Annotated in this window: 19 protein-coding genes, 1 tRNA gene and 3 rRNA genes; 17 read left to right on the forward strand and 6 right to left on the reverse strand. The window is 47.7% G+C overall.

The window, feature by feature from the left end:
- The first annotated feature begins 149 nt into the window (after window positions 1-149).
- Window positions 150-1,022, forward strand: coding sequence for a shikimate dehydrogenase (aroE, locus tag N7386_RS00175; protein WP_279766706.1), 873 nt, complete (start codon window positions 150-152; stop codon window positions 1,020-1,022).
- Window positions 1,023-1,042: 20 nt separating this feature from the next.
- Window positions 1,043-1,318 (forward strand): DUF1488 domain-containing protein, encoded by a 276-nt coding sequence (locus N7386_RS00180; protein ID WP_011620874.1) that lies wholly within the window; start codon window positions 1,043-1,045, stop codon window positions 1,316-1,318.
- Between the two features lie 55 nt (window positions 1,319-1,373).
- Here the strand turns inward: N7386_RS00180 and N7386_RS00185 are convergent, their stop codons facing one another.
- A complete protein-coding gene (locus N7386_RS00185) occupies window positions 1,374-1,922 on the reverse strand; it encodes a gamma carbonic anhydrase family protein (protein WP_086904512.1) in 549 nt (182 codons plus the stop codon).
- A 523-nt stretch (window positions 1,923-2,445) separates the two neighbouring features.
- Here N7386_RS00185 and N7386_RS00190 point away from each other — a divergent pair.
- The 6 genes from N7386_RS00190 (at window position 2,446) to N7386_RS00215 (ending at window position 8,631) form a co-directional block, all read left to right on the forward strand.
- Window positions 2,446-3,988 (forward strand): 16S ribosomal RNA (locus N7386_RS00190).
- Window positions 3,989-4,298: 310 nt separating this feature from the next.
- Window positions 4,299-7,191 (forward strand): 23S ribosomal RNA (locus N7386_RS00195).
- 179 nt (window positions 7,192-7,370) lie between these two features.
- Window positions 7,371-7,486 (forward strand): 5S ribosomal RNA (rrf, locus tag N7386_RS00200).
- Together the 16S, 23S and 5S rRNA genes with 1 tRNA gene alongside form the textbook arrangement of a ribosomal RNA operon.
- Window positions 7,487-7,516: 30 nt before the next feature.
- Window positions 7,517-7,593 (forward strand) — tRNA-Asp (locus tag N7386_RS00205).
- Window positions 7,594-7,899: 306 nt separating this feature from the next.
- Complete coding sequence (locus N7386_RS00210; protein ID WP_011624688.1) at window positions 7,900-8,154, forward strand: YkgJ family cysteine cluster protein; 255 nt, start codon at window positions 7,900-7,902, stop codon at window positions 8,152-8,154.
- 21 nt (window positions 8,155-8,175) lie between these two features.
- Window positions 8,176-8,631 carry an Rrf2 family transcriptional regulator gene (locus N7386_RS00215; protein WP_011620877.1) on the forward strand — a complete coding sequence of 152 codons (456 nt, stop codon included), beginning with the start codon at window positions 8,176-8,178 and terminating at the stop codon, window positions 8,629-8,631.
- Here N7386_RS00215 and N7386_RS00220 read toward each other — a convergent pair.
- From N7386_RS00220 to gpmM, 4 genes are read right to left on the reverse strand one after another with little or no spacing between them, the layout of a single operon-like run.
- Window positions 8,606-9,361: a divergent polysaccharide deacetylase family protein gene (locus N7386_RS00220; RefSeq protein ID WP_279766708.1), complete on the reverse strand. Its 756-nt coding sequence runs from the start codon at window positions 9,359-9,361 to the stop codon at window positions 8,606-8,608. The two genes, N7386_RS00215 and N7386_RS00220, sit on opposite strands and share 26 nt — an antisense overlap.
- Window positions 9,362-9,373: 12 nt before the next feature.
- Window positions 9,374-10,579 (reverse strand): S41 family peptidase, encoded by a 1,206-nt coding sequence (locus N7386_RS00225; protein ID WP_279766709.1) that lies wholly within the window; start codon window positions 10,577-10,579, stop codon window positions 9,374-9,376.
- A gap of 48 nt (window positions 10,580-10,627) precedes the next feature.
- Window positions 10,628-11,761, reverse strand: coding sequence for a peptidoglycan DD-metalloendopeptidase family protein (locus tag N7386_RS00230; RefSeq protein WP_279766710.1), 1,134 nt, complete (start codon window positions 11,759-11,761; stop codon window positions 10,628-10,630).
- Between the two features lie 10 nt (window positions 11,762-11,771).
- Window positions 11,772-13,316 carry a 2,3-bisphosphoglycerate-independent phosphoglycerate mutase gene (gpmM, locus tag N7386_RS00235; RefSeq protein ID WP_279766711.1) on the reverse strand — a complete coding sequence of 515 codons (1,545 nt, stop codon included), beginning with the start codon at window positions 13,314-13,316 and terminating at the stop codon, window positions 11,772-11,774.
- A 265-nt stretch (window positions 13,317-13,581) separates the two neighbouring features.
- Between gpmM and N7386_RS00240 the strand changes: the two genes are divergently transcribed.
- The 9 genes from N7386_RS00240 to N7386_RS00280 all read left to right on the forward strand — a co-directional run bounded on the left by N7386_RS00240 (window position 13,582) and on the right by N7386_RS00280 (window position 22,130).
- Window positions 13,582-14,016: a rhodanese-like domain-containing protein gene (locus N7386_RS00240; protein WP_279766713.1), complete on the forward strand. Its 435-nt coding sequence runs from the start codon at window positions 13,582-13,584 to the stop codon at window positions 14,014-14,016.
- Window positions 14,017-14,276: 260 nt separating this feature from the next.
- Window positions 14,277-14,762, forward strand: coding sequence for a protein-export chaperone SecB (gene secB / locus N7386_RS00245; RefSeq protein WP_011620882.1), 486 nt, complete (start codon window positions 14,277-14,279; stop codon window positions 14,760-14,762).
- Window positions 14,763-14,766: 4 nt separating this feature from the next.
- Entirely contained in the window at window positions 14,767-15,783 is a 1,017-nt protein-coding gene (gene gpsA / locus N7386_RS00250; protein WP_011620883.1) for an NAD(P)H-dependent glycerol-3-phosphate dehydrogenase, read from the forward strand.
- Window positions 15,784-16,134: 351 nt separating this feature from the next.
- Window positions 16,135-17,319 (forward strand): NAD(P)/FAD-dependent oxidoreductase, encoded by a 1,185-nt coding sequence (locus N7386_RS00255; RefSeq protein WP_279766714.1) that lies wholly within the window; start codon window positions 16,135-16,137, stop codon window positions 17,317-17,319.
- A 21-nt stretch (window positions 17,320-17,340) separates the two neighbouring features.
- Window positions 17,341-17,661 (forward strand): hypothetical protein, encoded by a 321-nt coding sequence (locus N7386_RS00260; protein ID WP_089066613.1) that lies wholly within the window; start codon window positions 17,341-17,343, stop codon window positions 17,659-17,661.
- A 665-nt stretch (window positions 17,662-18,326) separates the two neighbouring features.
- Entirely contained in the window at window positions 18,327-18,869 is a 543-nt protein-coding gene (locus tag N7386_RS00265; RefSeq protein ID WP_208145254.1) for a hypothetical protein, read from the forward strand.
- A complete protein-coding gene (locus tag N7386_RS00270; protein ID WP_279766715.1) occupies window positions 18,866-19,705 on the forward strand; it encodes a DNA sulfur modification protein DndB in 840 nt (279 codons plus the stop codon). Before N7386_RS00265 ends, N7386_RS00270 begins: the two co-directional genes overlap by 4 nt.
- A gap of 106 nt (window positions 19,706-19,811) precedes the next feature.
- Complete coding sequence (locus tag N7386_RS00275; RefSeq protein WP_279766716.1) at window positions 19,812-20,012, forward strand: hypothetical protein; 201 nt, start codon at window positions 19,812-19,814, stop codon at window positions 20,010-20,012.
- Between the two features lie 562 nt (window positions 20,013-20,574).
- Window positions 20,575-22,130 (forward strand): IS3-like element ISSpu6 family transposase gene (locus tag N7386_RS00280; protein ID WP_086937296.1). Its coding sequence is split into 2 segments (ribosomal slippage): window positions 20,575-21,037 and window positions 21,037-22,130, totalling 1,557 coding nucleotides; the frame shifts between segments, so codons are not numbered across the junction.
- A 105-nt stretch (window positions 22,131-22,235) separates the two neighbouring features.
- Here N7386_RS00280 and N7386_RS00285 read toward each other — a convergent pair.
- On the reverse strand, window positions 22,236-23,597 hold the full coding sequence (locus N7386_RS00285; protein WP_279766717.1) for a TrkH family potassium uptake protein: 1,362 nt from the start codon (window positions 23,595-23,597) through the stop codon (window positions 22,236-22,238).
- Window position 23,598 lies beyond the last annotated feature (1 nt).

The raw sequence follows: 23,598 nt of genomic DNA on the forward strand, positions 1-23,598 counted from the left end.
ACAATATCGATGCGCGCATTATAACCTGAATGCCACTGCGAAACAGAAGGCTAAAGTCAGGTACAACAACTTAGACTCACCATTAAGCTGTGCTACCGCCCAAAAGCACGCTAGACTGCAAGCCACTCACAGCCAATAGAATCCCGCAGATGACAGATATGCCCTCAGTAACTATGCCAGAACGATATGCCGTGTTTGGCAATCCGATAGGTCACAGTAAATCGCCCTTTATCCATGGACAGTTTGCGTCCCTTACGCAGCAGCCTTTGAGTTATGAAGCGATTCTGGCGCCCATCGATGGTTTTGAAGCGAGTTTACGAGCATTTTTTCAGGCGGGAGGAAAGGGCGCGAATGTGACAGTTCCCTTTAAAGAGCAAGCCTTTGCTCTCTGCGACAGCCTTAGTGCCGAAGCGACGCTGGCGGGGGCGGTCAATACCCTAAGCTTGTTGGCCGATGGCACTATTTATGGTGATAACACCGATGGTTTGGGGCTGGTGGCCGATCTTATTCGCCATCTCGGCAGTTTGCAGCATAAGCGGGTGCTCTTGGTGGGGGCTGGTGGCGCGGCGCGCGGCTGTATCTTGCCATTGCTTAAGGCTGAAGTGGGTCAACTAGTCATCACTAACCGCACTCAAAGTAAGGCGCAGGCCTTAGTGGATATTTTTAGCCAAGTACAAGAGGGGCGCTACAGCGATAAACTCCAGGCGATGTCGATGCCAGAGTTGTCGGGTGAGTTCGATTTAGTGATTAACTCGACCTCAGCGAGTCTAGCGGGAGAGTTACCGCCACTACCACAGTCCATCATAGGCAACAAAACGGCTTGCTACGATATGATGTATGGCGCCAAACCAACGGCATTTAATCAATGGGCTTTGCAACAGGGCGCAGCACAAGTGATTGATGGGCTGGGTATGCTTGTCGGTCAAGCGGCGAAGAGTTTTGCACTCTGGCGTGGCGTAGAGCCAGATACCTCAGGAGTGCTTAAATTGCTCAGGGACAAACTGCAGGCCGACGCGCAATAGAGGCTCAAGAGGAAGATAAGATGAATCAGAGTATTTTATTCCCCGATCTGCAACATTGGGATGAAACCCAAAAACACATTTGCTTTATTGCCCAGCAGCAGGGAATGAATATTAAGTGCTATATCAGCGCGCAGAAGCTGGCGCAGTTAAATGACTTTTCGCCCCAGCCTAATAGCGATGAAGCGGCCGCCATGTTAGCGCTATTTGATGCGGTGCGATTCGATGCGGAAGAAATGGCAGAAGCCTTAATTGAAGCAGAAGAGTTTGATGAGTTTGGCGCAGTGCACTTAGGCTAAGAGCAAAATAAACAAGATGGCAGCCTAAACACTGCCATCCAATTTAATAGAAACACTACTCTGGCTGAGGTTCTGCCAAGTATTCGTTTTTCAAGCGCACATAGTTATCTGCGGATTCGGGTAAAAACTTCAATTCCGCTTCGGTTAAAGGTCGCGCCTGTTTCGCAGGACTGCCGACATATAAGTAGCCGCTCTGCAACACCTTGCCTGGCGGTACTAACGAACCCGCACCTAAAATCACATCATCTTCTAATATGGCACCGTCGAGGATAATCGCGCCCATCCCGACTAATACACGATTGCCAACCTTGCAGCCATGCAGCATCGCCTTATGTCCAATCGTCACATCATCACCAATGATCAGTGGATGACCTTCAGGACGAGAAGCGGATTTACGGGTCACGTGCAATATGCTGCCATCCTGTACATTGGAGCGCTTACCAATACGAATATGGTTTACGTCACCACGCGCCGCCACCATAGGCCAAATACTGGCGTCTGTATCTAAAGCGATATCACCAACGAGTACCGAAGCTGGGTCTACATACACATTATCGCCGAGTTGTGGATGAATCCCTTGGTAAGTTCTGAGTGGCCCTGACATAAAAAAGTCCCTAATTGAGTGGTTTTTCGCATTATAAAGGCTAAAAACTGACTGGTCAGGTCAAATATCCAACGAACAGCGTAAAAAAGCTAATTATCTTCAATTTAGGGGTTGCACAAAAAGTTCTGCTGCCTATAATGCGCATCCACTGACACGGCAGACAGCGAAAGCAACCGCAGTATCAGTGCGAATCGAATGCAAAATGTGCAGTTGATTCGAAAGCATCAAGAAGTTTGCAAAAACGCCTTGACGCGACAAGGGAAATGCGTAGAATACGCAGCCCTGACCCGTTGAGCGGTAACGCGAAGTGAATGGTCAAATGCTCTTTAACAATCTAAACAAGAAATCTGTGTGGACACTCACAGGTGTTGAGTTAATCGAAATTACTCTGCCGTTTGGCGAGTAATCAAAATTTACATCAATGAATGAGTGTTCATAGCAATATGTACAGTTTGTTTTGACTTTCGAGTCGAAACGACAAATCAGAATTCATTGAGCCGAACCTTAGGGTTCACAAAACTTTTAATTGAAGAGTTTGATCATGGCTCAGATTGAACGCTGGCGGCAGGCCTAACACATGCAAGTCGAGCGGCAGCACAAGGGAGTTTACTCCTGAGGTGGCGAGCGGCGGACGGGTGAGTAATGCCTAGGGATCTGCCCAGTCGTGGGGGATAACAGTTGGAAACGACTGCTAATACCGCATACGCCCTACGGGGGAAAGAGGGGGACTTTCGGGCCTCTCGCGATTGGATGAACCTAGGTGGGATTAGCTAGTTGGTGAGGTAATGGCTCACCAAGGCGACGATCCCTAGCTGTTCTGAGAGGATGATCAGCCACACTGGGACTGAGACACGGCCCAGACTCCTACGGGAGGCAGCAGTGGGGAATATTGCACAATGGGGGAAACCCTGATGCAGCCATGCCGCGTGTGTGAAGAAGGCCTTCGGGTTGTAAAGCACTTTCAGTAGGGAGGAAAGGTTGTAAGTTAATACCTTGCAGCTGTGACGTTACCTACAGAAGAAGGACCGGCTAACTCCGTGCCAGCAGCCGCGGTAATACGGAGGGTCCAAGCGTTAATCGGAATTACTGGGCGTAAAGCGTGCGCAGGCGGTTTGTTAAGCGAGATGTGAAAGCCCCGGGCTCAACCTGGGAATTGCATTTCGAACTGGCAAACTAGAGTCTTGTAGAGGGGGGTAGAATTCCAGGTGTAGCGGTGAAATGCGTAGAGATCTGGAGGAATACCGGTGGCGAAGGCGGCCCCCTGGACAAAGACTGACGCTCAGGCACGAAAGCGTGGGGAGCAAACAGGATTAGATACCCTGGTAGTCCACGCCGTAAACGATGTCTACTCGGAGTTTGGTGTCTTGAACACTGGGCTCTCAAGCTAACGCATTAAGTAGACCGCCTGGGGAGTACGGCCGCAAGGTTAAAACTCAAATGAATTGACGGGGGCCCGCACAAGCGGTGGAGCATGTGGTTTAATTCGATGCAACGCGAAGAACCTTACCTACTCTTGACATCCAGAGAATTCGCTAGAGATAGCTTAGTGCCTTCGGGAACTCTGAGACAGGTGCTGCATGGCTGTCGTCAGCTCGTGTTGTGAAATGTTGGGTTAAGTCCCGCAACGAGCGCAACCCCTATCCTTATTTGCCAGCGCGTAATGGCGGGAACTCTAGGGAGACTGCCGGTGATAAACCGGAGGAAGGTGGGGACGACGTCAAGTCATCATGGCCCTTACGAGTAGGGCTACACACGTGCTACAATGGCGAGTACAGAGGGTTGCAAAGCCGCGAGGTGGAGCTAATCTCACAAAGCTCGTCGTAGTCCGGATTGGAGTCTGCAACTCGACTCCATGAAGTCGGAATCGCTAGTAATCGTGGATCAGAATGCCACGGTGAATACGTTCCCGGGCCTTGTACACACCGCCCGTCACACCATGGGAGTGGGCTGCAAAAGAAGTGGGTAGCTTAACCTTCGGGAGGGCGCTCACCACTTTGTGGTTCATGACTGGGGTGAAGTCGTAACAAGGTAGCCCTAGGGGAACCTGGGGCTGGATCACCTCCTTACCTATACGACTAACTCGATGTTTGTTGAGTGTTCACACAGATGGCTTGTTGAACTTCTCGAAAGGGAAGGGAGAGCGAAATGCACCGCGAGCCGGTAAGCATTGTTCTTTAACAATTTGGAAAGCTGATAGTAATTAATACAATGATGTCTGTCGTTGTGTTAATACGAAAAAATTGAGTTCTTAAAACACTTTTTAAGTGTCTTGAATATTCAAGTCTAAGGCGAGTCCATCTTCTTGGTCGAAGATGAGACAAGTAAAACCAGCTGGTCGCAACAGCGCAAGTGATGTGAAACTCATTTGGGTTGTATGGTTAAGCGACTAAGCGTATACGGTGGATGCCTTGGCAGTCAGAGGCGATGAAGGACGTAGTAACTTGCGAAAAGCGTTGGCGAGCTAGTAACAAGCATTTGAGCTAACGATGTCCGAATGGGGGAACCCAGCAGCATAAGCTGTTATCACTGCATGAATACATAGTGTAGTGAGGCAAACGAGGGGAACTGAAACATCTAAGTACCCTTAGGAAAAGAAATCAACCGAGATTCCCCTAGTAGCGGCGAGCGAACGGGGATTAGCCCTTAAGTCAGAGGGGTGTTAGTGGAATGGTCTGGAAAGTCCAGCGGCACAGGGTGATAGCCCCGTACACGAAAACTAACCTTTGATGAAAACGAGTAAGGCGGGACACGTGATATCCTGTTTGAATATGGGGGGACCATCCTCCAAGGCTAAATACTCCTGACTGACCGATAGTGAACCAGTACCGTGAGGGAAAGGCGAAAAGAACCCCTGTGAGGGGAGTGAAATAGAACCTGAAACCGTATACGTACAAGCAGTGGGAGCGGTTCTTGAGACCGTGACTGCGTACCTTTTGTATAATGGGTCAGCGACTTACGTTTTGTAGCGAGGTTAAGCGAATAGCGGAGCCGTAGGGAAACCGAGTGTTAACTGCGCGTTTAGTTGCAAGGCGTAGACCCGAAACCCGGTGATCTAGCCATGGGCAGGTTGAAGGTTGAGTAACATCAACTGGAGGACCGAACCGACTAATGTTGAAAAATTAGCGGATGACTTGTGGCTGGGGGTGAAAGGCCAATCAAACCGGGAGATATCTGGTTCTCCTCGAAAGCTATTTAGGTAGCGCCTCGGACGAACACCTTTGGGGGTAGAGCACTGTTAAGGCTAGGGGGTCATCCCGACTTACCAACCCTTTGCAAACTCCGAATACCAAAGAGTGCTATCCGGGAGACAGACGGCGGGTGCTAACGTCCGTCGTCAAAAGGGAAACAACCCAGACCGTCAGCTAAGGTCCCAAAGTGTATGTTAAGTGGGAAACGATGTGGGAAGGCTTAGACAGCTAGGATGTTGGCTTAGAAGCAGCCATCATTTAAAGAAAGCGTAATAGCTCACTAGTCGAGTCGGCCTGCGCGGAAGATGTAACGGGGCTAAACATACCACCGAAGCTACGGGTGCAATCCATTAGGGTTGCGCGGTAGAGGAGCGTTCTGTAAGCCGTTGAAGGTGAAGGGGTAACCCACGCTGGAGGTATCAGAAGTGCGAATGCTGACATGAGTAACGATAAAGGGGGTGAAAAACCCCCTCGCCGAAAGACCAAGGGTTCCTGTCCAACGTTAATCGGGGCAGGGTGAGTCGACCCCTAAGGCGAGGCCGAAAGGCGTAGTCGATGGGAAACAGATTAATATTTCTGTACTTCCGCTAACTGCGATGGAGAGACGGAGAAGGCTAGGCTAGCGCGGCGTTGGTAGTCCGCGTTTAAGGTGGTAGGTGGGTGACTTAGGCAAATCCGGGTCACTATACACTGAGAGCTGATGACGAGTCCCCAAGGGGATGAAGTAGTTGATGCCATGCTTCCAGGAAAATCTTCTAAGCTTCAGGTTAGCGGGAATCGTACCCCAAACCGACACAGGTGGTCGGGTAGAGAATACCAAGGCGCTTGAGAGAACTCGGCTGAAGGAACTAGGCAAAATGGTACCGTAACTTCGGGAGAAGGTACGCTGCTGTTGGTGATGGGACTTGCTCCCTAAGCTGACGGCAGTCGCAGATACCAGGTGGCTGCAACTGTTTATCAAAAACACAGCACTGTGCAAAATCGCAAGATGACGTATACGGTGTGACGCCTGCCCGGTGCCGGAAGGTTAATTGATTGGGTTATCGCAAGAGAAGCTCATGATCGAAGCCCCGGTAAACGGCGGCCGTAACTATAACGGTCCTAAGGTAGCGAAATTCCTTGTCGGGTAAGTTCCGACCTGCACGAATGGCGTAATGATGGCCACGCTGTCTCCAGCCGAGACTCAGTGAAGTTGAAATTGCGGTGAAGATGCCGTATACCCGCGGCTAGACGGAAAGACCCCGTGAACCTTTACTATAGCTTGGCACTGAACATTGACCCTACATGTGTAGGATAGGTGGGAGACTTTGAAGCGGGAACGCTAGTTCTCGTGGAGTCGTCCTTGAAATACCACCCTTGTAGTGTTGATGTTCTAACTTGGGCCCCTAATCGGGGTTAAGGACAGTGCCTGGTGGGTAGTTTGACTGGGGCGGTCTCCTCCCAAAGAGTAACGGAGGAGCACGAAGGTTGGCTAAGTACGGTCGGACATCGTACGGTTAGTGCAATGGCATAAGCCAGCTTAACTGCGAGACAGACACGTCGAGCAGGTACGAAAGTAGGTCATAGTGATCCGGTGGTTCTGAATGGAAGGGCCATCGCTCAACGGATAAAAGGTACTCCGGGGATAACAGGCTGATACCGCCCAAGAGTTCATATCGACGGCGGTGTTTGGCACCTCGATGTCGGCTCATCACATCCTGGGGCTGAAGTCGGTCCCAAGGGTATGGCTGTTCGCCATTTAAAGTGGTACGCGAGCTGGGTTCAGAACGTCGTGAGACAGTTCGGTCCCTATCTGCCGTGGGCGTTGGATGATTGAGGGGAGTTGCTCCTAGTACGAGAGGACCGGAGTGAACGAACCGCTGGTGTTCGGGTTGTCATGCCAATGGCATTGCCCGGTAGCTATGTTCGGAATCGATAACCGCTGAAAGCATCTAAGCGGGAAGCGAGCCCCAAGATGAGTCATCCCTTGGACTATAAGTCCACTAAAGAGCCGTTCGAGACTAGGACGTTGATAGGTCAGGTGTGTAAGCGTTGTGAGGCGTTGAGCTAACTGATACTAATGACTCGAGAGGCTTAACCATACAACCCAGATGGGTTTTACTGAAAATGTTCCAGACATTTTCCAGTACTTCCTCCTACCCTGGAGGTCGTACAGTACTTAGATAGAATACAAACACTTAAGAAGTGACACTCAAAGCAGCTTTCCGAATTTAATTTACTGCCTGCATCAAGATAAAACGGGTAGTGAATAACAAATTTGCTTGGTGACAATAGCATTGTGGTCCCACCTGATCCCATCCCGAACTCAGAAGTGAAACGCAATCGCGCCGATGGTAGTGTGGGGTCTCCCCATGTGAGAGTAGGTCATCGCCAAGCGCCTAATTTGGTCAATGACCAGACAGAGTTGGAGCGGTAGTTCAGTTGGTTAGAATACCGGCCTGTCACGCCGGGGGTCGCGGGTTCGAGTCCCGTCCGCTCCGCCAACATAAAGAGATAAGCCTCATCGAAAGATGAGGCTTTTTTCGTTTATACGCTGGATAAATCTACTCAGACTCATTTTCAGCGGTGTTTTACTCAGCCTCGTTTATGTAAGTTATTCTGAAACCACTCTTTTTATTAAAAGGGTTTAGCGGTTTTCTTTATGATAGACTGCTAGTTTTTACGGCTGGACAGGTCAGTTTTTCATTTGTGGGTGAGGTGGTTGTGCGCCACTTGGCAGTATTGAACTGTGTTTCTGCCCTCAGATAAATTAAACGGTATAATGTTTACCAATTTTTACGAGTAATAAAATGAATTGTCGTCTAGGTTGCGGTGCTTGCTGTATTGCGCCTTCAATCAGCAGTGGGATCCCTGGTATGCCAAATGGTAAGGCGGCTGGAGAGCGCTGTGTGCAGCTCAGTGATGACAATTTATGTTTGATTTTCGGCTCGCCTGATCGTCCTGCGGTTTGTAGTGATTTTGAAGCGTCTTTAGATGTCTGTGGGGATTCAAACGAAGAGGCGCTCTGGTTGATCACAAACCTTGAATCTCAAACATCTCAATAGTTTATTGCTGACAGGTGAATTATGCAGTTAACACGCTATACCGACTTTGGTGTTCGCACGCTGATGTATCTGGCGGTTCAGCCCGATAGAACTACCCTTTTTAGGATCGCAGAGATTACCGAGGTCTTCGATTTGTCGCCAAATCATGTCTCGAAGATTGTGCACCACTTAGGCAAGTTGGGTTATCTGGAAACCATACGCGGCAAAATGGGCGGATTTCGTTTAGGTAAACCAGCGAGCGAAATTAACCTTGGGCAACTGATCCGTGCTTTAGAGAACTCTCTGGCACCGATTGATTGCAGCAAACCTTACTGCCGCTTCACTCCAGCCTGTCAGTTGAAGGGCGTATTAGCCCAAGCCGTTGAGGCGTATTTAAATGTGCTCGATCAATACAGCCTGCAAGACATTGTTAGCAATCGAAATGAGCTGCTGGCACTGCTGCCAGATATGACTATTTCTGTCTTACAGTTGGATTAGCGCCTTTCTCATGGGCTAGTTCGATGGGCAACAAGTTTGATGTCGGCACTAGCTCAATCCCTTCCGCCTTTAGGCGCGCTAAGTTCGTTTTTAAGAAGTGAATGGTTTCGGGGTAAGGATGGGCGATAGCCACCAGACTGCCTTGCGAGTGAGCCTGACTTATCATCAGATTAAATTGTTTTTCCAGCGCTGCGGCACTGACGTCATTATCGAGAAAGAGTTGGCGCCGTAGCAGTGGCACGCCAAGTAAATCTGCTTTATCTCCTGCCTTAGTAAACTTGGTTGTCATGCTGTCGACAAAGTAGAGCTGCTTCTGCTTTAGCGTTTCCATCACCCATAGCATAGGATCATCGAGCTGCGTTAGCAGGCTTCCCATATGATTGTTGGCGCCTTTAGCAAAGGGCACACTGGCGATGGCTGCAAGTACACTGCTACGGATTTGTGCTTCGCTCATATTATTCGTTAAACCACCAACACCTAAGGCTTTACCATTGAGTGCCTGCATGGGTAAGTGCAGCATAATCTCGTGGCCTTTGGCATGCGCGGCTTTGGCTAATTTATTGCTGAGCGGTGTGTGTGGCAGCACCGACAAGGTGACTGCGCTGGGGAGTGACAGCACGGCTTCGTCGGTGTGGCGGTAGCCAATATCATCGATGATCAGGGCAATTTGAGCCGCATTGCTTGGTGCAATGCACAGGGCCCAAAGGGTCAATATGTAAAATAGACGCACTATTTCTTCTTATTAGTCATGATGTCGCATCCAAGCGATAGCAGAGGTCACTAGGCTGTCTTGGCTGACATCGGTTCGTGCTGAGATGGCGTCGATTATAGCCATATTCTTTTGATTGGAGCCAGTTTCGCTCGCAACTTTAATGTCGGGCACTATGCCGATATTGTGAATGTTTTCCCCTCTGGGCGTGTTGTACTGGGCAATGGTGAGCTTAATGGCATTACCGTCGTTCAGTATGGGGATTAGGCTTTGCACTGTGCCTTTGCCGAAGCTGGTTTCGCCGAGCAGTTTGGCGCGGCCATTTTCCTGCAGGGCGGCGGCGAGCACTTCGGAGGCGGAGGCCGAGCCTTTATTGATCAGCACTAACATAGGCACATTGGTCAACATGGTTTGGGGCGAGGCGTAATAGTCGGAATTGGCATCGAAGAAGCGGCCAGAGGTCGAGACGATTCGGCCCTTCGCTAAAAAGAGGTCAGCAATTTTGATTGCCTGATCCAGCAAGCCGCCGGGATTATTGCGTAAATCTAATATCAAGCCCGTGAGATGCGCGTTTTGCCACTGGCTTAAACTGCGCACCATATCCTCGGTGGAGTTCTCTTGGAAGCTACTGAGCCTAATGTAGCCGATATTGCCATCCAGTAATTTGCTAGTGACAGATTGAATGGTGATGGTACTGGGTTTGAGTGATACCTCGAACAGAGCGTCATCATTATGGTGCTTCAGGGTGAGGTGAATACTCTGATTACTCAGACTATGCTGTTTGATTTGATTGAGGATATCCGCAAGATTGGTTTCAGTTGTTGGCGTGTTATTCAGCTTGATAATAATATCGCCCGCTTGGATACCGGCCTGTTCGGCGGGGGAATTGGCGAAGGGCGCGATAATGCTGATATGGTCTTTATCGCTGGCGACCTCAAAGCCAAAGCCGAAGTATTCGCCCCGATTGGAGTCTTTTAAGTCGAGTAACTCTTGGTGATTTAAAAAGCTGGAATAGGGATCTAAATGCTCAAAGATCCCTTTAATGGCGGCTTGCACTAGCTCATCTTTGGAAACGATTTTAACGTAATAGGTTTCGACCGTTTCTAATACATCCTGCAATAGTGGGTAGTCGAAGTCACTCTGATATGACTTGGCATTCTCTTGGCTGGAGAGGCTAATGGACAGGCCTAGGCTTAGGCCGAGTCCAAGGCAGACGATATTGCGGATTAGTTGTTTCATAGCCGTCCCCTGTGTTGATGGGGACGGCCACCTTAGCAACAGTACTGATTAACGACAGTACTTGGCTGGATCGACCGCTTGCCCCTTATACCTTATTTCAAAGTATAGGCCAGGCTCTGTCTGTCCACCCGAACGTCCGACTAAAGCAATCGCTTCACCGGCTTTGACCATATCCCCAGGGCTTTTTAACAGGGCCTGCGCATGGCCGTAGAGGCTCATATAACCTTTGCCATGGTCTATCACCATCACCATACCAAAGCCTTTAAGCCAGTCGGCATAAATGACCTTACCGCCGGAAACTGCGCGAATATTTTGCCCTTCGGGTGCTGATAGCATAGTGCCTTTCCACACCACTTGGCCGGATCTCGGGCTGCCAAAGCTGGCACTGACACGGCCTTTAGTTGGCCACTTGAGTTTTCCGCCTTGTTTATCGAAGCCTTCCATCGAGGGGTTATCACGCATCGCCTTGAGCGCTTGCTCAACCACTCGTTTTAAGCTGGCCTCTTCGATTTGCAGTTGTTCGAGTTCGGCACCCTTGGTATTCAGGGTGCGCTGTAATTCTTTTAGGGTTAGCTGGCGTTGATCTTGTTCTTGGTTCAAGCGCTTAGATTGCACTTGTTGCTCGGCCATCAGCTTAGTTAATTGTTTTTGCTTGCTGGTTTGCGAGACTTTAATTTCATCTAGTTCGGTGATGGTTTTTTTTAACTCGTTAATCGAGTTCATGCGTGCCTTGTTGAGGTATTGGTAATAGGCCAACATCCGCTCAATCGTGGCGGGACTCTGCTGATTCAGCATCATCTTAGTGTAATCGTGGTTACCGGCAAGATAGGCGCTCGAGAGTTGTTTTGAGAGCGTTTTTTGCTGGCTGACCTTGAGGGTTTCTAACTCTTCTTGGCGTTGTTTGAGTTCGGCGAGCTTAGTATCAATCTGCGCCAAACTGTTTTTGGTGCTATTGACCTTTTTGGCTGCCGCCGCAATCGCCTCTTCATCGCTACGCAGCAGAGCGAGTAACTTTTCCCGCTGTTTACTGGTGTTTTTGAGCGCGCTTTGTTGTTGGTTTATCTGCGCTTGGATGGATTTCAACTCGGACTGACGCTTCTCCAAATCAGAAGCGTAGACCGAGAAAGATAACATCATAAAGCCAGCAATAATGCTGGCTTTAACGGGGAGTCGAGTGCTCACTAGGTAACAACTACTCTTTTACGTGGATTAAGGGCTTACCCGCCATCTCTGCGGGAATGGTTTCACCCATCAGGTGCAGAATCGTTGGGGCGACATCGCTCAGTTTACCGCCTTCGTCTATGGTGGCGTCACGGCCAACAAACACAAAGGGCACGAGTTCACTGGTATGCGCCGTATGGGCTTGGCCTGTGGTCTCGTCGGTCATCTGCTCGGCGTTGCCGTGGTCGGCGGTAATAATACATTCGCCACCCACTTTCGCCAGCGCATCGACTACGCGGCCGATACAGGCATCGACAGCTTCGCAGGCTTTAACCGCCGCATCGAAGTTGCCAGTATGACCCACCATATCACCGTTCGGGTAGTTACAGATAATCACATCGTATTTAGCGGATTCAATCGCCGCGACTAACTTATCCGTCAGCTCGGTTGAGCTCATCTCAGGCTGCAAGTCGTAGGTTGCCACTTTAGGTGAGTTGATCAGGATGCGATCTTCACCGTTGAATGGCTCTTCCTTACCGCCGTTGAAGAAGAAGGTCACATGGGCGTATTTTTCAGTTTCGGAGATTCGTAACTGAGTACGGCCACGATTTTGCAGCACTTCACCTAAGGTATTCACTAGGTTTTCAGAAGGATAAGCGATAGGCGCCTTGATATCGGCCGCGTATTCGGTCAGCGTTACAAAGTTAACCTTTGGCGTCACCGCACGTTCAAAACCGTCGAAATCGGCATTGATAAAGCTGCGGGTGATTTGACGAGCACGGTCGGCGCGGAAGTTCATGAAAATCAGCGCGTCGCCATCGTTCAAGCTGGCAACCTTGCCTTCGCTATCGGTAATGGCAGAAGACGACACAAACTCATCGTTTTCATCACGGTCATAAGCGGCTTCTAACGCGGTCACGGCGTTATCGTATTGGAACTTCGCCTTGCCTTGGGTGATCAGTGAGTAAGCCTGAGACACGCGGTCCCAACGGTTATCGCGGTCCATGGCAAAGTAACGACCAATAATCGAGGCGATACGGCCATGGCCCAATGTAGTAAACAGATCATCAAAGTGGCTTAGGCTGCCTTTGGCGCTGCGAGGTGGGGTATCGCGACCATCTAAGAAGGCATGTAAGTACACTTTAGTGGCACCGCGCGCTACCGCCATACGGCACATAGCTTCGATATGCTCTTCATGGCTGTGTACGCCACCGGGAGAGAGCAGGCCCATAATGTGCACTGCACCACCGGCGTTGACGGCAGCATCGACGGCATCGCAAAGGGCTGGGTTTTGTTCAAACTCATGATCTGCAATGGCTTTGCTGATGCGGGTCAGCTCTTGGTAAACAATTCGGCCAGAACCTAAGTTGATATGGCCTACTTCAGAGTTCCCCATCTGCCCATCGGGCAAACCTACATCTAAGCCTGAACCTGAAATTAAACCGTGGGCATATTGGGCGTTGAGACGGTCGAGTACTGGTGTGTTGGCGTGGTAAATCGCATTCATATGCGTATTTTCACGGTAACCCCAGCCATCGAGGATCAACAACGCGATTGGACGTTTAGTTGTCGTCATGGTGATACCTTTAAAGTTTAAGGAAGCTAAAGAAATCTGAAATTGGTTAAATATTACTACGTAAGCGGGGTACGAAAAAGCGCTTTACCTAGATTAAGGTCATCGAATCGCTATTTGAGCCGATTCTGTGAGCGCCAAGAGAAGCGAGATGGCGCAAGGGCCGAGCTGTGTTCTAGAACTGTGACTAAACTGCTGCAATCTGCCAAGGCAATGGGTATACTCTGTGCCCTTATCGAATTTTTCGCCATTTATACGGGCTGTAACCATGCAAGAATATATCGAATTTTTTAAGGCTCACACTATGCTAAGTCTGGCTTGGGTGGGTTTGTTTGTAATGCTTGTGGTCAGTGTGATCAAATCGAGCTTCTCTAAAATCAAAAATGTCACTCATCAAGAACTCACCACTATGGTGAACAGACAAGACGCTAAAGTCGTGGATGTGCGTTCAAATGACGAGTTCCGTAAGGGCCATATTGTTGATGCAGTTAACGTTACGCTCGCGGATATCAAAAATAATCAGGTTTCAGCCCTTGAAAAGTTCAAAGACAGTCCCATTATACTGGTATGCAATGCTGGCATGACCTCGTCTCAAGCGGCTCAGCTTTTAAGTAAACAAGGTTTTGAAAACCTATATAACTTGAAAGGTGGTATGGGTGAATGGCAGGCAGCGAATATGCCTGTTTCAAAAAGCAAAAGATAAGTTGTCGGCGGCAGTTATGCGCTGTGCTGCATAGTTAACTGATTGTGCAGCAGTTGCGTCATCATTGTTTGGCATACTAATCCTGTGGTCACTAAGGGCTTAAATTAAGTATTTAGATTGACTTCAAAAGTACCCCGTTAAGGGAACGTTGGGACGGTACTGAGATCTCATTCAGGCATCAAAGCATAAGCCCAGCTAAATAGACAAAAAAGCCAACCAGATAAGTGTTGGCATAACATTGATAGGATAGGTAGGAAATTATGGCTGAAGTAGCAAACAACGAACAACAAGCCCCACAATTCAACATCCAACGTGTTTACACTAAAGATGTTTCTTTCGAAACACCTAACAGCCCAGCTGTATTCCAAAAAGAATGGAATCCAGAAGTTAAGTTAGATTTAGACACTCGCAGCGCTAAATTAGCCGACGACGTATACGAAGTGGTTCTGTCTTTGACTGTGACTGCACAAAACGCTGGCGAAACTGCATTCCTGTGTGAAGTACAACAAGCAGGTATCTTCTCAATCGCAGGTCTGACTGAGCCACAACTGGCTCACTCATTAGGTGCATACTGCCCTAACATCCTATTCCCATATGCGCGTGAAGCTGTAGGTAGCTTAGTGGGTCGTGGTACTTTCCCACAACTGAACTTAGCACCAGTAAACTTCGACGCTCTGTTCGCACAATACGTGCAACAACGTCAAGCCGCAGCAGCTGCACCAGCAGCCGAAGAAGCTAACGCTTAATTACATGAAAAACTCTGCCGATATCACGGTGTTAGGGGCGGGCTCTTATGGCACCGCCCTTGCCATCTCTTTAGCCAGCAATGGTCATAAGACCTTGTTGTGGGGGCACGATCCTGCCCATATGCAAACGCTCGCTCAGGACAAATGCAACCAAGCATTCCTGCCTGGTATTGCCTTCCCCGAGTGTTTACATATCGAAGCCGATTTAGCCAAAGCCTTAGCGGCCAGCAATAATGTGCTGGTTGTGGTACCTAGCCATGTGTTTGGCTCGGTATTGGCCCAAGCAAAACCTTTGTTACGCCAAGATGCTCGCATCGTATGGGCAACCAAAGGACTCGAGCCTGAAACCGGACGTTTGCTGCAAGATGTGGCCCGTGATGTGTTAGGCGAGCAATATCCGCTGGCGGTATTGTCAGGGCCGACGTTCGCGAAGGAATTAGCCATGGGGTTACCTACGGCGATTTCGGTTGCGGGCACCTGTCCTAAATTTACCGCTGAGCTAGTGGAATTGCTGCACAGCCCTAAACGTTTACGTGTTTACGCTAATGACGACTTTATCGGCCTGCAATTAGGCGGCGCGGTGAAGAACGTTATCGCCATTGGCGCGGGCATGTCCGACGGTATTGGCTTTGGTGCTAATGCCAGAACGGCGTTAATTACCCGCGGTTTAGTCGAGTTAACCCGCTTAGGCGAAGCCTTAGGCGCCAGCACTGCCACCTTTATGGGGATGGCTGGATTAGGCGACCTTGTGTTGACTTGTACCGACAACCAATCCCGTAACCGCCGCTTTGGTTTAGCCTTAGGTAAAGGCTGCGATGTGGATACCGCTCAGGCCGAAATCGGCCAAGTGGTTGAAGGTTATCGCAATACTAAAGAAGTGTTTACGCTGGCGAAGCGCATGGGCGTCGAAATGCCGATCACCGAGCAAATCTACCAAGTGTTATACCAAGGCAAAGCGCCCTTGGATGCCGCCAAAGAACTGCTCAGCAGAGAAAAGAAATCAGAAACGCCAGCGCAATAAAGCGCGAGCCGTGATGATGCTGAATAAAATAAAGGGTGCTAAAATAGCGCCCTTTTTTATACATGGACTTCTGGTGCAAGAAGTATCCCCGAGCGCCATGGCCCTTGATGTTCCCTACATCAAGGACATTTCCTCCATCCTTGGAGGTCAGATGGTGAAAGAGGGGATTTATGTCCGATCGCCATCGCCTTAATGTGACAGGCAGCTGTCGGCATTGGCCGTATCCATTAAGGTTGGATGCTGAACGCGAAATATCTACCCCAATATCGAAGACCAATAGCGTAACTCAGTCTTTGAACTATTTGGGATGATGGGCAATAGCCAAATCAATTTATCGACTGGAGTATGAGTGTGAAACATCATGATGTAATTATTATCGGAGCCGGCGCCGCAGGATTAATGTGTGCTGCAACAGCGGGTTACCGAGGTCGTGATGTACTTGTACTCGATAATGCCAAGCAGGCTGGGCGTAAAATCCTCATCAGCGGTGGCGGCCGTTGTAACTTTACCAACCTTAAAGTCGAACCCGCCAACTTTATCAGTGGTAACCCGCACTTTGTAAAATCCGCCTTGGCGCGTTATCCATCGCAGCAGTTTATCGAACTGGTTGAGCGCCACGGCATTGAATACCACGAGCGCGACCATGGCCAGCTGTTCTGTAATGACTCGGCCAAAGAGATAGTTACTATGCTGCTGACCGAATGTGAGTGGGCGGGTGTGAGCATTAAACTTCGCACCGATATTCTGGCAGTGAGCAAAACCGAGGCTGGCCGCTTTGAGCTAAACACCTCAAATGGCGAGTTAAGTTGCGACTCCTTAGTGATCGCCACCGGCGGTTTATCCATGCCAAAACTTGGCGCCACGCCTTACGGCTATCAATTGGCCGAGCAGTTTGGACTTAAGGTGTTGCCAACTCACGCGGGTCTGGTGCCTTTTACTTGGCACAGCGAAGATAAAATTCGCTTCGAACCGCTATCGGGCATTGCTGTACCGAGCCGCATTACCGCCAAAGATGGCACTGCCTTTAGCGAAGCCTTACTCTTTACCCACAGAGGCTTATCTGGCCCCGCTATTTTGCAGATTTCCAACTATTGGAAAGCGGGCGAAACCATAGAAATCAATCTATTACCCAATATGGATGCCGCACAGGCCATAGAGCAACAACTGGCCGCACATCCTAAACAGAGTCTGCGTAATACCTTAAGCCAGTGGTTACCTAAGCGGCTGGTGGAGGTGTTATTCGATGAGGCTTTACTCAACAAAGCCTTAAATCAGCTTGTTCATGCCGAGCGCGCCAAGCTGGTCGAGGATCTGCATCGCTGGACAGTACTAATGAATGGCACCGAAGGCTATCGCACCGCCGAAGTGACACTTGGCGGCGTGGATACCCATGAACTGTCCTCCAAAACCATGGAAGCCATTAAAGTCCCCGGCCTGTTTTTTATCGGCGAAGTGATGGATGTCAGCGGTTGGTTAGGCGGGTTTAATTTTCAATGGGCCTGGGCATCTGGCGTCGCCGCTGGTAGGGCGGTTTAGTTTGTTTGGGAACAATAAAGTTTGAAGAAATATTTAGAAAAATTAAATGAACTAGAAATCGCTTGTCATAACAATTTTAAGCATGACTCAGATGAACATTGGGTTGATGAAGAATACGTCCGTATAAGAGTTGATGCTCTCAAGTTGCTAAGTAGCGCAAGCAAAGAGTTAGAAGTAAATGAACTCACTAGTTTTAGATTGAAAATAGTACAGTTCTTTTGTGCCAATATGGGATGTCATTTAGATATCAAAGTGCTTGAATCTGAAGATGCAAATGTACTGTCGCAAAATGAAATCGAATTTATATTGGGAAATTCTCAGCTAGCGCGGTGGAATACGTAAATTTAAGTTTGTTTTCTGCACATAACAATTCAAGGCAGTTGGCGTTGTATACATTGTCACTGTTTCCCCAGTGACACGCCGCCCTTTTATTTTACAAGAAGTATCCCTATAGGCTCGACGGCGGCATCTGCAATACATGGAAGTGTAAATGCCGCCAACGGCCACTGTTGCAACAATGGCAATTTTAACGACCATTGAACTGTTCATCTGGCTAAAGGCTTTTGCCTCATTCCTTGTTTCGGTTCGTTGGCTCAATAGAAAATTCCTACTCTTGTTGCCATACAAAGTCTCATCCATTTACCTAATGTTTGGACCTAACGTAAAGCGACTAACAATGTATGGGTATACAATCGTATTTAAATTTAGGTGTTTTGGTATGATTTTTAGACAAAATCAGTGCGCACTAATTCCATCCGAAATAAATAAAACTCTATAAAATCAGGTGAATACAGTAACTGAATTTTAGTTAATAGGTTTGGAAAACGCGCATGCGCGTTTTTCCAGATGGTGTATTTGGCAGAAAGCTGATAAGTTCTTTGCATACAGATAGTTAACTGTGCGCGTTTTTACTGGTCCAACGAGATAAACGCGCATGCGCACTAATCAAATGTTATGAGCTACGTCAAAATATCGTGTTTGAAAAAATTATGAGGATATTATTTTTTGTGGAAAGTATTTACGAAGATATCGATGATGCCATAGACGATTTGGATGAAGATGAGCATCGAGAAGCTTTTTTAGGATTTTTTAAGAACAGTTTCCCTTTCTTGCTTTGTCCTACATTAGCGAAAAGATCCGAAGAATTACCAGATTTAAATTGGGTCAAAGTTAAATATGATGAACATCAAAATCATACATTTCCAGAACAACAAGGTGTATATATTTTCATGGTTAGTTTTGAAAATAATAATCTACCGGACAATTCGTATGTTATGTATGTTGGTAAAGCTGGTGATACAGATTCCAATAACACTATCGCAAATCGATTTTATGATTATGTTAATAAATCAGGGTATTATCGGAGATGCAGGGTAAAAAAACTCATTAAACATTTTTCGGATCATCTTGTTTATCACTATGCAACAATTCCAAATGGTCAATCAACATCTGCAGTAGAGAGAATCTTAGCCGATGTTTTTGTTCCGCCATGTTGCCAAATGGATTTTTCTGCAGAAGTTAGGACATTATTGCGAGGTGTAAGACTTTGAGCGATAAAAGACTCGTTTTGCCTTGTCTAAGAGGTTATATAGGTAGTTGGACAACCTATAGTTGTATGATGAGGCTCACTGATGTAGGAGATCTCATTGGTTTTGCTAATGAGCTCCATCAAATAGAAAAATTATCTGACAAAATTCAGAGAGATCTTAATAAAGATCGAGCACAGGAAATTAAAAACTATTTAATTGATAATGAAGATAGGTTCTTTAATTCATTAGTGGTTGCCGTTTATGATGGTGATCCAAATTGGCATGGTGTTGATAACCTTCGACCAAATAATGAAGAATCAAAAAAACTAGAATTTCCTGAATATGCCGAAGAATGTATAGGGTTTCTCTCGGTCACAAAAAAAGAAAAATTTTTTGCTTTAGACGGTCAACATAGATTAGCTGGTATTAAAGCTGCAATAGAAGAAAGTTCAGATATTGGTGAAGACTTAATAAACGTAATTATTGTTGCCCATTCAAATACTAATCAAGGGAAAATTCGTTCCAGAAGATTATTTACTACATTAAATAAGAAAGCAAAACTAGTTAGTAAAGATGCAATTATTGCTTTGGATGAAGATGATATAGCAGCATGTATAACAAGAAAGTTAATTGAATCTGATGAGTATCCTTATTTTAATGAACAAAATATTTCCTTTAGCTCTGGACCTGTTAGGGATAAAACAAGCATAACGTCGATTGTTAATGTATATGATAATGTGCAAAGGATTGTGGCTCACAAATTAAAAGTAAAAATTACTGAGTTAGAGAAATTTAGATTTCGAGATCATGAAAATTTGCTCGATTATATTGATAGTTTTTTTTCGGTTAACTTTTAAACATAGTCGAGAGTTAGGCGAAATCCTAGTCGATAGCACCTTAATTGGACAATACAGAAATAGTAATGATGGTGGGCATTTGTTACTTAGACCAATAGGGTGGGATATGTACACGCAAGTTATATTATCAAGTTTGACCAAAGAAAATACAGATTTAGAAAAGGCAATAAAACTAGTTAATGCTAAAGATCTTAATTTAAGCGGTTCAATATTAGCTAATAAAGTGTGGTCTATTAAGCAAAAGCGAATTACGAAAGTGAGTGCAAAAAGTCAGAAAGCTGTGGAAAAACAGTTGTTAGCTCAATAGATATGTAGCTCATAACAAGGCGCTGCAATAGACCTCACAATGTCACGCATTTTGCGGAGCAAAATTACGCGCCAGTGCTCGGCTACTGAGCTTAGCGTTAGCCCATAGATATTCTTATCCAAAACAGACACGTTCGAGTTAAGGCTTTAACTCGAAAATGTCCCATAAACGAGTCGCATATCTTCTTTAAAACAAACAGGTCACGCCGATGTTAAACAGAAGAGTCATGGTGATTAGTGAGACGACCGTCCGCCCCATGGCCGCTCTTTGGCATCCATGCCATCGTGGCATTCGTGAATCCATTTACATCAGACGGGCGGCCTTGCATCTTCGGATGGACTTGAACAACATCCGTGCTTAACGGCCAGTTCGTCTTCCATGGCTATCGTTCATAAGCTTAGAACCCCAAGGTTTCTATTCTCCGCGTCGTCGAGCAAATGCCATGGCTCACCTATCCGTCAGCGTTTCCATAGACAACTCGACCATCCCCCCTGTGTCAGGATTGTTGTCACCCCTAAATAATCATTATGTTTAAAGACAGGGTGCGGCAAAAGAGAACGATATGGCTCGGTATTCACCAGAACGTAAAGAAGCGATCCTTAAAAAATTATTACCTCCTCACAACTTAACGGTCGCAGAGGTCGCTCGGGAAGAAGGCATCGCGGTGCAAACCTTGTATCATTGGCGAGATATTGCCAGAAAAGAAGGTCGCCCCGTGCCAGGTAAAACATTAACAGCCGATGATTGGTCGGCTGAAGCAAAACTTGCCGTGATTATTGAAACAGCGCCGCTGTCGGAAGCGGAGATAAACCAGTATTGCCGTGAAAAGGGCTTGTTCCGCGAGCAAGTACAGCAGTGGAAACAGGATTGTTTAGCTGGTTTTCAAACCTCAGAAGTACAAACTAAAACCATTAAACAGCAGGCTAAGGCTGACAAAGCCGAAATCAAATCGCTGCAACGGGAATTGCGCTATAAGGAGAAAGCGCTGGCTGAAGCTGCTGCGTTACTGGTGCTCAGAAAAAAGCTCAATGCGCTCTGGGGGGACGACAGCGAGGAGAGCTAACCCCCTTGCCTGAGCGCATAGCATTGATTGCCTTAATCCAAGAGGCCTATACCAATGGTGCTCGCCTTTATAAGGCTTGTGCTGAAACGGGCCTCAGTAAGCGTACCTATCGACGTTGGTATCGAGAAGGTCAAGTGCAAGCTGATTTAAGGCCAACAGCAGCTCGACCAGAGCCAGCAAATAAACTCGAAGAACATGAGCGACAACAGATATTAAGTGTGTGCAATCAAGCGGAGTACGCCAGCTTACCCCCGTCGCAAATTGTGCCAACATTATTAGATAACGGGATTTATATCGCCTCGGAATCCAGCTTCTACAGAGTGTTAAATGCTCATGGTCAACTTAACCATCGTGGCCGCACTCAGGCTGCGGTCAATCGAAGCAAACCGTTGAGTTATCGGGCAGATGGGCCGAATCAAGTGTGGTCATGGGACATCACTTATTTAGCCTCAATCGTCAAAGGCCAGTTCTACTATTTGTACCTGTTTGAAGATATTTACAGTAGAAAAATAGTGGGTTACGAAGTTCATGAGCAAGAAAGTGGGGAATATGCCGCTGCGCTAATCCAACGCTGTCTGTTACGCGAGCAATGCTTTAACACGCCATTAGTGCTGCATTCTGATAATGGGGCGCCGATGAAGTCACTGACCATGAAAGCCAAGCTGGAAGAGCTTGGTATTACGGCATCATTAAGTCGGCCGCGGGTGAGTAATGACAACCCCTTTTCAGAGTCGTTATTTAAAACGTTGAAATACCGCCCACAGTGGCCGGCATCAGGTTTTAGCTGCTTAGCAACAGCAAGAGAATGGGTGGAAAAGTTTGTAACCTGGTACAACGATGAGCATAAACACAGCCAGCTAAATTTTGTCTCACCAGGGCAACGTCATGCACTGCAAGATGGCGCTATTTTAGCGAAGCGCAAGAAAGTGCTTGAGGCGGCGAAGGAAAGAAAACCGATGCGTTGGTCTACAGAGATCAGAAATTGTGAAGCGGTTGGCGCTGTAACACTCAACCCAGATAAGGCACCAGAAGAAGGCGTAATAAATGCAGCTTAATATTTAAACAAAGAGTGACAACTATCTTGAAAAACACCGCATCCCACAGGCTCAAGATTACAACTCTCTGATTATCAGTAAATTTGTTGTGCCACCAACCAATCCTTAGCCAATTGCTAATTTGGTTTCTGCATAGCGCAGCTTTTTTACCCTTGGGTTGGCAAGGAAGTAGGCCAACATCAATGGGCCGAGGCGCCCCATAAACATCATAAAGATGATAATGCCTTGGCCTGCACTGGATAAATTGCCTGTTAATCCGCGGGATAGCCCAACTGTGCCGAGGGCGGATACGGCTTCGAAGGCGATATCCATAATTGGGGCTTTTTCGGTGAGCACGAGGGCGAATATTGCCAGCCAAGTGACGCCGATGGAGATCATCGTTAGGGCGAGTGCCTTGCTAATGGTGTCTTTGGGGATTTCGCGCTTAAACACATACACTGCTTCATCGCGGCGTAAATAGCCGTAGGTGGCGAGAATAAGCACCATAAAGGTCACGACTTTAATGCCGCTGGCGGTGCTGAGGGAGCCGCCGCCGATAAACATCAACACTAAAATCAATAGGGTGGAACCATCCTCGAGTTGGTCTATGGGCAGGGTGTTAAAGCCTGCGGTGCGAGGGGTTACGGCTTGAAACCAAGAGGCTAACCATTTGCCGAGTTCGCTTAAGGGCGCGAGGGTGTTGGGGTTGTTGTACTCAATCAGGTAAATGGCTATCACTGCTACGGCATTGATCAGTATGGTGCCGGTAATCATCATGCGGCTGTAGACGGTGAGCTTCGACCAACGTTTATTGCGCTTGAGGTCAATCCACACCGAAAACCCAAGGCCGCCCACAATAAATAAACCCGTAATAGTGAGGTTAACGACTGGGTCGGCCACATAGGGGATTAAACTATCTGGGCTTAGGGCAAAACCCGCGTTATTAAAGGCGCTAATGGTATAAAAGAAGCCATGAAATAGGCTGGTTTGCCAGCCCAATTCGCCGCTCCAGTAGACAGATAAAATCAGCATACCCACAGCTTCAACCAATAGTGAAAACACCAGCACGGCCTTAGCGGTCGAGACTAAGGTGGAGGTATCGGTTTGATTAAACGCTTCTTTCGCCACCGTTTGCTGCAAGAAACCTATCTTACCGCCAAGTGCTATCAGTGTGACGATGGCAAAGGTCATCAAACCTAGGCCGCCGCATTGAATTAACAGCGCGATAATCACTTGGCCAAAGGGCGTGAACACACTGCCTGTATCGACGACCACAAGCCCTGTGACCGTCACCGCCGAGGTCACGGTAAAGAGGCTTTGCAGCCAAGTAATGGGCGACTCGGTGGCGATGGGCAGTTTAAGCAAGCAAGTGCCAAGTAAGATCAGCAGAGCAAAACTGACACTTAAGATAAAAGGCGGCGCGCCAAAGAGTTTTTTACCGCTTTTAGGTGTGTGCTCTAGGGTGAGCGAAGGGTGCCATTGAACCACG

It is taken from the genome of Shewanella sp. GD04112 (genome assembly GCF_029835735.1).
Classification (GTDB): Bacteria; Pseudomonadota; Gammaproteobacteria; order Enterobacterales; family Shewanellaceae; genus Shewanella.

Coding starts and splice junctions, on each gene's coding strand:
- aroE (WP_279766706.1), top strand. CDS start 150: ATGACAGATATGCCCTCAGTAACTATGCCAGAACGATATGCCGTGTTT.
- N7386_RS00180 (WP_011620874.1), top strand. CDS start 1,043: ATGAATCAGAGTATTTTATTCCCCGATCTGCAACATTGGGATGAAACC.
- N7386_RS00185 (WP_086904512.1), bottom strand. CDS start 1,922: ATGTCAGGGCCACTCAGAACTTACCAAGGGATTCATCCACAACTCGGC.
- N7386_RS00210 (WP_011624688.1), top strand. CDS start 7,900: ATGAATTGTCGTCTAGGTTGCGGTGCTTGCTGTATTGCGCCTTCAATC.
- N7386_RS00215 (WP_011620877.1), top strand. CDS start 8,176: ATGCAGTTAACACGCTATACCGACTTTGGTGTTCGCACGCTGATGTAT.
- N7386_RS00225 (WP_279766709.1), bottom strand. CDS start 10,579: ATGAAACAACTAATCCGCAATATCGTCTGCCTTGGACTCGGCCTAAGC.
- gpmM (WP_279766711.1), bottom strand. CDS start 13,316: ATGACGACAACTAAACGTCCAATCGCGTTGTTGATCCTCGATGGCTGG.
- N7386_RS00240 (WP_279766713.1), top strand. CDS start 13,582: ATGCAAGAATATATCGAATTTTTTAAGGCTCACACTATGCTAAGTCTG.
- secB (WP_011620882.1), top strand. CDS start 14,277: ATGGCTGAAGTAGCAAACAACGAACAACAAGCCCCACAATTCAACATC.
- gpsA (WP_011620883.1), top strand. CDS start 14,767: ATGAAAAACTCTGCCGATATCACGGTGTTAGGGGCGGGCTCTTATGGC.
- N7386_RS00275 (WP_279766716.1), top strand. CDS start 19,812: ATGTACACGCAAGTTATATTATCAAGTTTGACCAAAGAAAATACAGAT.